The organism is Streptomyces thermospinosisporus, assembly GCF_039526425.1.
Classification (GTDB): domain Bacteria; phylum Actinomycetota; class Actinomycetes; order Streptomycetales; family Streptomycetaceae; genus Streptomyces; species Streptomyces thermocarboxydovorans.
Window position 1 is genome coordinate 102819 of sequence record NZ_BAAAIZ010000067.1, and the last position, 9769, is coordinate 112587.

The window sequence follows — 9769 nt, forward strand, 5'->3', positions numbered from 1 at the left end:
CGTGTTCGGACGTCGCAAGAAGAGGGTTGCCGCCAAGGACGCGGCCGGCGAGGCCGAGCAGGTCGTCGACGGTGTCGACAGTGAGACGGAGGCCGAGGCCGAACGGCTGAGGCTGGAGCCCGCGCCACGGCCCGACGGGCCCTGGGACGTCTCCGAGGTCAGCAACCCCGGCGAGGGCCGGGTCGACCTGGGCGGCCTGTTCGTGCCGGGCGTCGACGGCATGGAGCTGCGCGTCGAGGTCGCGGGCGACGCGATCGTCGCCGCCACCGTGGTGCTGAACGACAGCGCCATCCAGCTGCAGGCCTTCGCGGCACCCAAGCGTGAGGGCATCTGGACCGAGGTCCGCGAGGAGATCGCGGCCGGCATCACCCAGCAGGGCGGCATCATCGACGAGGTCGAGGGTCCGCTGGGCTGGGAGCTGCGGGCCCAGGTGCCGGTACAGCTGCCGGACGGCACCGGCGGCTTCCAGGTCGTGCGGTTCGTCGGCGTGGACGGCCCTCGCTGGTTCCTGCGCGGAGTGATCTCCGGCCAGGGCGCGGTGCAGCCGCAGGCCGCCGGGCTGCTCGAGCAGATCTTCCGGGACACGGTCGTGGTGCGCGGCGACGGCCCGATGGCGCCGCGCGACCCGATCGTCCTCAAGCTGCCCAACGACGCCCAGATGGTGCCCGAGGGCGTCCAGCAGGAGGAGGGCTCCCGCTTCTCGGGCGGCATGGGCCAGCTGCAGCGCGGCCCGGAGATCACCGAGGTCCGCTGATCCGGCGCACCGCGCCGGACCGTACGCGGGACCGTTTGTCCCGGCCGGGCGGCTGCGCCCGGCCGCCGGATCAGCCGACGCCGAGGGCCGGCCCGACCGGGGCGGCTCTCGGCGCATGCGTGCGCACTGTTGATCGTCCGCCCGGTCGGCGGGGATACTGTCGGCCGGTTCCGAGGGGGAGGGCGGGCGGATGACACAGGTGGCCACCGAGACGATGGTGCGCGTCGAGGACGTGCACAAGTCCTACGGCACCGGGGCCGCCGCGGTGCACGCGCTGCGCGGCGTCTCCTTCGAGGTCCCGCGCGGCGAACTGGTCGCCCTCAAGGGCCGCTCGGGCTCCGGCAAGACCACGCTGCTCAACATCGTCGGCGGCCTGGACTCGCCCGACCGGGGCCGGGTCACCGTGGACGGGCTCGACATCGCCGGCCTCGACGAGGACGGTCTGCTGGCGCTGCGCCGGGACCGGATCGGCTTTGTCTTCCAGTCCTTCGGGCTCATCCCGATCCTCACCGCCGCCGAGAACGTCGGTGTCCCGCTGCGGCTGCGCCGCGCAGACCCGCGGGAGCGCGAGGAACGCGTCGAGCTGCTGCTGTCCCTGGTGGGCCTCGCCGACCACGCGGCTCAGCGGCCCGGTGAGCTCTCCGGCGGCCAGCAGCAGCGGGTCGCCATCGCCCGCGCCCTGGCCAACAACCCCTCGCTGCTGATCGCCGACGAGCCGACCGGCCAGCTGGACGCGGACACCGGTCACGCGGTGATGGAACTCCTGCGGGCCGTGGTGCGCAGCGAACAGGTCACCGCCCTGGTCGCCACCCACGACCCCGCCCTGCTCGACCTCGCCGACCGGGTCCTGGAACTGCGCGACGGAGAAGTGGTCGCCCACTGAGGGCGGGGACGGCGGGGGACGGCTGGCGCGTCCGTGCGGCCGGGGGACTGCGCTCGAACCCGGTGATCAAGTCGCCGGACGTGGGCGTGCCGTGACCGTGAGTCGCGCCCCGAGGGTGTTGTGTCACATCCGCGGGCACTACGTTCCCGTGACCGGAAAGGGGCCCGGTCCGCAGGCGCTGCCCGGAAGGGGAGGTCAGGGCGGTGCGGGGCGACCATGGCCGACAAGGACCGGTTCGGTGCGCGGCGGCGGAGGGTACGTAACCGTCAGTGGCCCCCGGTAGGCTTCAGACATGAGTGCTGTTCCTCGTTCCGAGAAGCCGGCAGGCCGGTTCCGGCGCATGCTCGACCGGCTCTCCTCGTCGCAGGAGGACCTGGAGTCCGAGGAGCTGCGTGAAGACGCCGAGACCGCTGGATGTACGCGGATAGGTGACTGCCAGGACCGGCAGATCGTGACGGTTACTGGTACCTTGCGCACGGTCACGCTGCGGCCGCGCGCCGGAGTCCCGGCCCTGGAGGCCGAACTGTTCGACGGCTCCGGCGCACTGGACGTGGTGTGGCTCGGCCGGCGCTCCATCAGAGGGATCGAACCGGGCCGCAAGGTGATCGCATCGGGCCGGATCTCGATGAGCCGGGGCCGCCGGGTGCTGTTCAATCCGAAATACGAACTCAGACCCCTCGGACGGGAGTAGCCGGTGACGTCGCTCGACAAGCCGACAACCGAAGACACATCCGCGGACGACGCCCGGGCGGTGACCGAGGCCGCCTTGTTCGAGGCGTTCGGCGGAGTGCGGGGCATGGTCGAGACGGTGCTGCCCGGGCTTCTGTTCGTCAGCATCTACACGGTCAACAAGGACCTGCACATGTCGGCGATCGCGGCGCTGGCCGTGTCGCTGGTGCTGGTCGTGGTCCGGCTGGTCATGAAGGACACCGTCAAGCACGCCTTCAGCGGTGTCTTCGGAGTCGGCTTCGGCGTGGTCTTCGCGATGATGACCGGCAACGCGAAGGACTTCTACCTCCCCGGCATGCTCTACACGCTGGGGCTCGCACTCGCCTACATCATCACCGCGATGGCGGGGATCCCGCTGATCGGCCTGATGCTGGGGCCGATCTTCCGCGAGAACCTCTCCTGGCGCACCCGCAACCCGGGCCGCAAGAAGGCGTACACCAAGGCCAGTTGGGCCTGGGGTCTGATCCTGCTCGCGAAGAGCGCCATCCTCTTCCCGCTGTACTGGTGGGCGGAAACCGCCCAGCTGGGCTGGGTGCTGGTCGCGCTGAAGATCCCGCCGTTCCTGCTCGCGGTGTATCTGACCTGGGTGTTCCTGGCCAAGGCCCCGCCGCCGATCGATGTCTTCGCCGAGATGGAGGCGCGGGAGCGGGAGAAGGAAGAGGAGGAAGAGGAGGAAGAGGGGGAAGAGGGGGAGGCGGCGGCCACCGCCGCGGAGCCCGGAGGCAGGCACCGCCGCGAGGACTGATACGTCCCGCCGGCCGCTGCTCCCCGGTGATCCACTCGAGCGGCGACGCCGCCCGCGCACACGCACGTGAGAAGGGGCGCCCTGAACTCAAGGGCGCCCCTTGTCACGTCGTACGGCATGTCCGCCGGTCAGCCCGCCTCCGGCTTCTTCCGCACCGACAGCAGATCCTCCAGCTGCTCCTCCATGGCCTGGGCCGCCACGAAGAGCAGCTCGTCGCCGGCCTCCAGGGAGTCCTCCGGGGTCGGGGTCAGCACCCGGGTGCCGCGGATGATGGTGACCAGGGAGGTGTCCTGCGGCCACTGCACATCCCCGACCTGGGTGCCGGCCAGCGCCGACTCCTCGGGCAGGGTGAGCTCCACCAGGTTGGCGTCGCCGTGGCTGAAGCGCAGCAGGCGGACCAGGTCGCCGACGCTGACCGCCTCCTCCACCAGGGCCGACATCAGACGCGGGGTGGAGACGGCGACGTCCACGCCCCATGACTCGTTGAACAGCCACTCGTTCTTGGGGTTGTTGACCCGCGCCACGACCCGCGGGACGCCGTACTCGGTCTTCGCCAGCAGCGAGACGACCAGGTTGACCTTGTCGTCGCCGGTCGCGGCGATCACCACGTTGCAGCGCTGGAGCGCGGCCTCGTCCAGGGACGTGATCTCACAGGCGTCGGCCAGCAGCCACTCCGCCTGCGGTACCCGCTCGACCGAGATCGCGGTCGGCGCCTTGTCGATCAGCAGCACCTCGTGGCCGTTCTCCAGCAGCTCGCCCGCGATCGAGCGGCCGACGGCACCGGCCCCGGCAATGGCGACCCTCATCAGTGACCGCCCCCTTCTTCGGGTCCCTTGGCCAAGGCCGCCTCGACCCGGTCGACCTCGTCGGTGCGCATCATCACGTGCACCAGGTCACCCTCCTGCAGCACCGTCTGCGAGCTGGGCAGGATCGCCTCGCCGAGCCGGGTCAGGAAGGCCACGCGGACTCCCGTCTCGTCCTGCAGCCTGCTGATCTTGTGGCCCACCCAGGCCGGGGAGGTGTAGACCTCGGCGAGCTGCACCCCTCCGGTGGGGTCGCGCCACAGCGGCTCGGCGCCCGAGGGCAGCAGCCGGCGCAGCATCTGGTCGGCCGTCCAGCGCACCGTGGCGACGGTGGGGATGCCGAGGCGCTGGTAGACCTCCGCGCGGCGGGGGTCGTAGATGCGGGCCGCCACGTTCTCGATGCCGAACATCTCGCGGGCCACCCGTGCGGCGATGATGTTGGAGTTGTCCCCGCTGGAGACGGCGGCGAAGGCACCGGCCTCCTCGATGCCCGCCTCGCGCAGGGTGTCCTGGTCGAAACCGACCCCGGTGACCCTGCGGCCGCCGAAGGAGGAGCCCAGGCGGCGGAAGGCGGTGGGGTCCTGGTCGATCACGGCGACCGTGTGACCCTGTTCCTCGAGGGTCTGGGCCAAGGCGGAACCCACCCTTCCGCAGCCCATGATGACAATATGCATCGCGTCACACCGCGCTTCCTGCAGGCCCGTCGACCTTCATGACTCTCGTGCTCATGTCTCTCTTTCGGCTCGCCAGGCTGGTCTTCCCACACATCGCGGCGCAGGCCGCCAGGCAACATCATGCCGGGGGATCGCGGTCCTGACGCCCTCCGGGGCCCGGCCGCCGTGTATCGCGTGCCCGAGTCCAACGTATCCGCACCGTTCGCGCACCGCCGGGGCACGAATCCCGCCGGGCGAGAAGAGGCGAGAAGAGAGGAACCGCAGATGACGGCCGAGATCGACGTGCTGGTCCTGGGAGGCGCCGGCGTGGACACGATCGTGCACGTGCCCGAGCTGCCCGTGCCGTTCGCCGACAGCCTCATGATCCGGCCCGGCATCGTCACCCGCGCCGGACAGAGCGGGGACTTCGTCGCCCTGGCGGCCGCCGCCCTCGGCCTGCGCACCCACCATCTGGACCTCATCGGCGACGACCACGAGGGCGACCTCGTCCGCGCCCTGCACCGCGACCACGGCATCCCGCTCACCGCGGTGCCCCAGCCGCGCGGCACCAAGCGCGCGGTGAACCTCGTCGGCCCCGACGGCCGGCGGCTCTCCCTCTACGACGCGACGCGCGCCGCGGACACCGACCCGCTGCCCGAGGAGACGGTACGGAAGCTGGCCGCCGCCAGCCGGCACGCCCATGTCGTCATCACCCAGCCCTGCGCCGCCGCACTGCCCCTGCTGCGGGCCGCCGGCCCGACCATCTCCACCGACCTGCACGACTGGGACGGCGTCAACCCCTACCACGAGCCCTTCGCCCTCGCCGCGGACCTCGTCTTCCTCTCCGCCGCCGCCCTCCCGGACCCGGAGCCCGTGATGCGCTCCCTCACCGAACGGGGCCGGGCCCGGGTGGTCGTCGCCACCGCCGGAGCCGAGGGCGCGTATCTGCTGGCCGACGGCAGGCTGAGCCATGTCCCCGCCGCCGAGCCGCCCGCCCCGGTCGTGGACTCCAACGGCGCCGGCGACGCCTTCGCGGCGGCGTTCCTCCACGGCTGGCTGCGCGGGGAGCCCGCCGAGCGCTGCGCCCGCTACGGCACGGTGGCCGGGGCGTACGCCTGCACCGTCCCTTCCACCCGGGTGGACGGCATCACACGCGCGGAACTGCACGCACGCCTCGCCGAGTTGACGGACGACCGGCCGGTCAGCGGCGCGTGATGCTGCGCACGCTCGCCAGGGTGAGGAGCCCGAGGCCGAGGAGGGCGACCGCGGCGCCGATCAGTTCTGCACCCGAGTGCATGGGACCTCCCAAGAGCGGCGACGGCGCCCGGACCGGCCGGGCGAACGGAGCGTGGCGTTCGTCATGATCGTCATGATCGTCATGAAGCAGTACGGAGCCCGCCATGGCAGGACTCAGTCATGACCGTCACGGCGGGCTCCGTCATATAGGCATGAAAGCGGCCCGGCGTGCGCAATCCGGGGCCCCGGCGGGGCCGTTTTTCACCCGGAGAGCAGAGGGCGGGTGGAGGTCGTGCGGATCTGGGGTGGCGATTGGGCGCGCTGGCGTTCGAAGGCTTACGATCCTCTGTTGTGTCCAAACTGACCGACGTGCCCAAACGGATCCTGATCGGGCGCGCACTACGCAGTGACCGGCTGGGCGAGACCCTCCTCCCCAAGCGCGTCGCACTGCCCGTCTTCGCCTCCGACCCGCTGTCCTCCGTGGCCTACGCGCCCGGCGAGGTGCTGCTGGTCCTGTCCGTCGCGGGCCTGTCGGCCTACCACTTCAGCCCCTGGATCGCCGCCGCGGTCGTCGTGCTGATGTTCACCGTCGTCGCCTCCTACCGGCAGAACGTGCACGCCTACCCGAGCGGCGGCGGCGACTACGAGGTGGCCGGCACCAACCTCGGCCGCAAGGCCGGGCTGACCGTCGCGAGCGCCCTGCTCGTCGACTACGTCCTCACGGTCGCCGTGTCGATCTCCGCCGGCATCGAGAACCTGGGCTCGGCCATCCCCTTCATCGTCGAGCACAAGGTGGCCTGCGCGATCGGCGTGATCGTGCTGCTGACCCTGATGAACCTGCGCGGGGTCAGGGAGTCCGGCACCCTCTTCGCCATCCCCACCTACGTCTTCGTCACCGGCATCTTCGCCATGATCGCCTGGGGCGCCTTCCGCGGGCTGGTGCTCGGCGACGAGATGCGCGCCCCGACCGCCGACTTCGAGATCAAACCGGAGCACCCCGGGCTCGCCGGCTTCGCCCTCGTCTTCCTCCTGCTGCGCGCCTTCTCCTCCGGCTGCGCCGCGCTCACCGGGGTGGAGGCCATCTCCAACGGCGTACCGGCCTTCCGCAAGCCCAAGTCGAAGAACGCGGCGACCACGCTGGCGCTGATGGGCCTGCTCGCCGTCACCATGTTCTGCGGGATCATCGCGCTGGCCGCGGCCACCAAGGTCCGCATGGCCGAGAACCCCGCCAAGGACCTGCTGCGCGACGGCACCCCGGTCGGCGCCGGCTACATCCAGCACCCGGTGATCTCCCAGGTCGCCGAGGCCGTCTTCGGGCACGACTCGGTCCCGTTCATGATCCTCGCCGCGGCCACCGCGCTGGTCCTCTTCCTCGCCGCCAACACCGCCTACAACGGCTTCCCGCTGCTCGGCTCGATCCTCGCCCAGGACCGCTACCTCCCGCGCCAGCTGCACACCCGCGGCGACCGGCTCGCCTTCTCCAACGGCATCGTGCTGCTCGCCGGAGCCGCCGGACTGCTGGTCTGGGTCTACGGCGCCGACTCCACCCGGCTGATCCAGCTCTACATCGTCGGCGTGTTCGTGGCCTTCACGCTCAGCCAGTCCGGGATGGTCCGGCACTGGAACCGCCTGCTGGCCACCGAGACCGACAAGGCCGCCCGCCGGCACATGATCCGCTCCCGGGCCATCAACGCCTTCGGCGCCTGCCTGACCGGTTTGGTCCTGGTCGTCGTCCTGGTCACCAAGTTCACCCATGGAGCCTGGGTCGCGCTGCTCGGCATGTGCATCTTCTACGGGACCATGACGGCGATCCGCCGCCACTACGACCGCGTCTCCGAGGAGATCGCCGCCCCGGAGACCCCCGGCGACGACATGGTGCGCCCCTCCCGGGTCCACTCCGTCGTCCTGGTCTCCAAGATCCACCGCCCCGCCCTGCGCGCCCTCGCCTACGCCAAGCTGATGCGCTCCGACTCCCTGGAGGCGCTCACCGTCAATGTCGACCCGGAGGAGACCAAGGAACTGCGCGAGGAGTGGGAGCGGCGCGGCATCGACGTACCGCTGAAGGTGCTGGACTCCCCGTACCGGGAGATCACCCGGCCGGTCATCGAGTACGTCAAGTCCCTGCGCAAGGAGTCACCCCGCGACGTGGTCTCGGTCATCATCCCGGAGTACGTGGTCGGCCACTGGTACGAGCACCTTTTGCACAACCAGAGCGCGCTCCGCCTGAAGGGCCGGCTGCTGTTCACGCCCGGTGTGATGGTCACCTCGGTGCCGTACCAGCTGCGCTCCTCCGAGGCCGCGAAGCGGCGGGCCCGCAAGCGCCAGGAGTGGACGGCCCCCGGCTCGGTCCGCCGCGGCCCCGCCGAGCGCACGAAGGAGAACTCGACGCACACCCGGTCCGACACGTAGCCCCGAGCCGCCGGCCTTCTCACGCGCACCCGGACCCTCCCACGCTCGGCAGGGCCCTGCCGAGCGCACCGCCCCCTCCCATAGGGCACCTCACACCCGGCACGGACCTCTTTCTCACCCACGTAGACTGGTGGGCTGTTGTCGCGGACCGCTGGCGCCGGCCACGACCGCGACCGGACAGGCCCCAACCCTCTCGACGTAGTGGAGTCACCCCGCCATGCAGGCAGAACCGAGGAAATCGCTGGTGGGGGAGGAGTACGAGGTCGAGGTCGGCCCCGTCGCCCACGGAGGCCACTGCGTGGCCCGCACGCCGGAGGGCCAGGTGCTCTTCGTCCGGCACGCCCTGCCCGGTGAGCGCGTCGTCGCCCGCGTCACGGAGGGCGAGGAGGGCGCCCGTTTCCTGCGCGCCGACGCGGTGCAGGTGCTGGAGGCCGCCAAGGACCGCATCGACCCGCCCTGCCCCTACGCCGGCCCCGGCCGCTGCGGCGGCTGCGACTGGCAGCACGCCAAGCCGGGCGCCCAGCGGCGCCTGAAGGGCGAGGTCGTCGCCGAGCAGCTGAAGCGGCTGGCCGGGCTGACTCCCGAGGAGGCCGGCTGGGACGGCACCGTGGTGCCCGCCGAGGGCGACAAGGTGCCCGCGGGCGAGGTCCCGGCCTGGCGGACCCGCGTCCAGTACGCGGTGACCCCGGACGGCCGCGCCGGCCTGCGCCGGCACCGCTCGCACGAGGTCGAGCCGATCGACCACTGCCTCATCGCCGCCGACAGCATCAGCGAACTCGGCATCGAGAAGCGCGACTGGACCGGCATGGACTCCGTCGAGGCGATCGCGGCGACCGGCTCCCAGGACCGCCAGGTGGTGCTGACCCTGAAGCCGGGCGCCCGCCTGCCCCTGGTCGAGCTGGACCGCCCGGTGTCCGTGCTGCGCGTGAACGAGCGCACCGGCGGCGTCCACCGCGTGCACGGCCGCCCCTACGTCCGCGAACGCGCCGACGGCCGCACCTACCGGGTCGGCGCCGGCGGCTTCTGGCAGGTCCACCCGAAGGCCGCCGACACCCTGGTCACCGCGGTCATGCAGGGCCTGCTGCCGCGCAAGGGCGACATGGCGCTCGACCTGTACTGCGGAGTCGGCCTGTTCGCCGGCGCCCTGGCCGACCGGGTCGGCGAGTCGGGCGCGGTCCTCGGCATCGAGTCGGGCAAGCAGGCGGTGGAGGACGCGCGGCACAACCTCGCGGACTTCCCGCGCGTCCGCATCGAGCAGGGCAAGGTCGAGTCGGTCCTGCCGCGCACGGGCATCACCGAGGCCGACCTGATCGTCCTGGACCCGCCCCGCGCCGGCGCCGGCCGCAGGACGGTCTCCCTGGTGTCCTCCCTCGGCGCCCGCCGCATCGCCTATGTGGCCTGCGATCCGGCAGCCCTGGCACGGGACTTGGGCTACTTCCGGGACGGGGGGTACCGGGTGCGGACGCTGCGGGTGTTCGACCTGTTCCCGATGACCCATCACGTGGAGTGCGTCGCCATCCTGGAGCCGGTCCGAGAGAGCCTCTGACCTGGTCTTTA

Annotated in this window: 9 protein-coding genes; 7 read left to right on the plus strand and 2 right to left on the minus strand. The window is 71.6% G+C overall.

Annotated features, from left to right (window positions below; all coding sequences use genetic code 11):
* The first annotated feature begins 1 nt into the window (after position 1).
* The 4 genes from ABD207_RS21805 to ABD207_RS21820 all read left to right on the plus strand — a co-directional run bounded on the left by ABD207_RS21805 (position 2) and on the right by ABD207_RS21820 (position 3111).
* Positions 2 to 754, plus strand: a complete 753-nt coding sequence (locus tag ABD207_RS21805; protein ID WP_344014784.1) for a DUF3710 domain-containing protein — start codon at positions 2 to 4, stop codon at positions 752 to 754.
* Between the two features lie 190 nt (positions 755 to 944).
* Entirely contained in the window at positions 945 to 1637 is a 693-nt protein-coding gene (locus tag ABD207_RS21810; RefSeq protein WP_344014785.1) for an ABC transporter ATP-binding protein, read from the plus strand.
* A gap of 292 nt (positions 1638 to 1929) precedes the next feature.
* Positions 1930 to 2328 (plus strand): OB-fold nucleic acid binding domain-containing protein, encoded by a 399-nt coding sequence (locus ABD207_RS21815; protein ID WP_167998288.1) that lies wholly within the window; start codon positions 1930 to 1932, stop codon positions 2326 to 2328.
* Positions 2329 to 2331: 3 nt separating this feature from the next.
* Complete coding sequence (locus ABD207_RS21820) at positions 2332 to 3111, plus strand: DUF3159 domain-containing protein (protein WP_344014786.1); 780 nt, start codon at positions 2332 to 2334, stop codon at positions 3109 to 3111.
* 128 nt (positions 3112 to 3239) lie between these two features.
* On the opposite strand, the gene ABD207_RS21825 is transcribed toward ABD207_RS21820, so the two are convergent.
* The gene (locus tag ABD207_RS21825; RefSeq protein ID WP_344014787.1) at positions 3240 to 3917 is read right to left on the minus strand and encodes a potassium channel family protein; all 678 of its coding nucleotides are present in this window, start codon (positions 3915 to 3917) and stop codon (positions 3240 to 3242) included.
* The gene (locus tag ABD207_RS21830; protein ID WP_344014788.1) at positions 3917 to 4588 is read right to left on the minus strand and encodes a potassium channel family protein; all 672 of its coding nucleotides are present in this window, start codon (positions 4586 to 4588) and stop codon (positions 3917 to 3919) included. Before ABD207_RS21830 ends, ABD207_RS21825 begins: the two co-directional genes overlap by 1 nt.
* A gap of 264 nt (positions 4589 to 4852) precedes the next feature.
* On the opposite strand from ABD207_RS21830, the gene ABD207_RS21835 reads away from it, so the two are divergent.
* The 3 genes from ABD207_RS21835 (at position 4853) to ABD207_RS21845 (ending at position 9758) form a co-directional block, all read left to right on the plus strand.
* Complete coding sequence (locus tag ABD207_RS21835) at positions 4853 to 5782, plus strand: PfkB family carbohydrate kinase (protein WP_344014789.1); 930 nt, start codon at positions 4853 to 4855, stop codon at positions 5780 to 5782.
* A gap of 372 nt (positions 5783 to 6154) precedes the next feature.
* Positions 6155 to 8212, plus strand: a complete 2058-nt coding sequence (locus ABD207_RS21840) for an APC family permease (protein ID WP_344014790.1) — start codon at positions 6155 to 6157, stop codon at positions 8210 to 8212.
* A gap of 217 nt (positions 8213 to 8429) precedes the next feature.
* Complete coding sequence (locus tag ABD207_RS21845; RefSeq protein WP_344014791.1) at positions 8430 to 9758, plus strand: class I SAM-dependent RNA methyltransferase; 1329 nt, start codon at positions 8430 to 8432, stop codon at positions 9756 to 9758.
* Positions 9759 to 9769: the final 11 nt, after the last annotated feature.

What these genes read in the sequence shown, in the direction of transcription:
- ABD207_RS21825 (WP_344014787.1), bottom strand. Translation starts at nt 3,917, where the DNA reads ATGAGGGTCGCCATTGCCGGGGCCGGTGCCGTCGGCCGCTCGATCGCG.
- ABD207_RS21815 (WP_167998288.1), top strand. Translation starts at nt 1,930, where the DNA reads ATGAGTGCTGTTCCTCGTTCCGAGAAGCCGGCAGGCCGGTTCCGGCGC.
- ABD207_RS21810 (WP_344014785.1), top strand. Translation starts at nt 945, where the DNA reads ATGACACAGGTGGCCACCGAGACGATGGTGCGCGTCGAGGACGTGCAC.
- ABD207_RS21830 (WP_344014788.1), bottom strand. Translation starts at nt 4,588, where the DNA reads ATGCATATTGTCATCATGGGCTGCGGAAGGGTGGGTTCCGCCTTGGCC.
- ABD207_RS21845 (WP_344014791.1), top strand. Translation starts at nt 8,430, where the DNA reads ATGCAGGCAGAACCGAGGAAATCGCTGGTGGGGGAGGAGTACGAGGTC.
- ABD207_RS21835 (WP_344014789.1), top strand. Translation starts at nt 4,853, where the DNA reads ATGACGGCCGAGATCGACGTGCTGGTCCTGGGAGGCGCCGGCGTGGAC.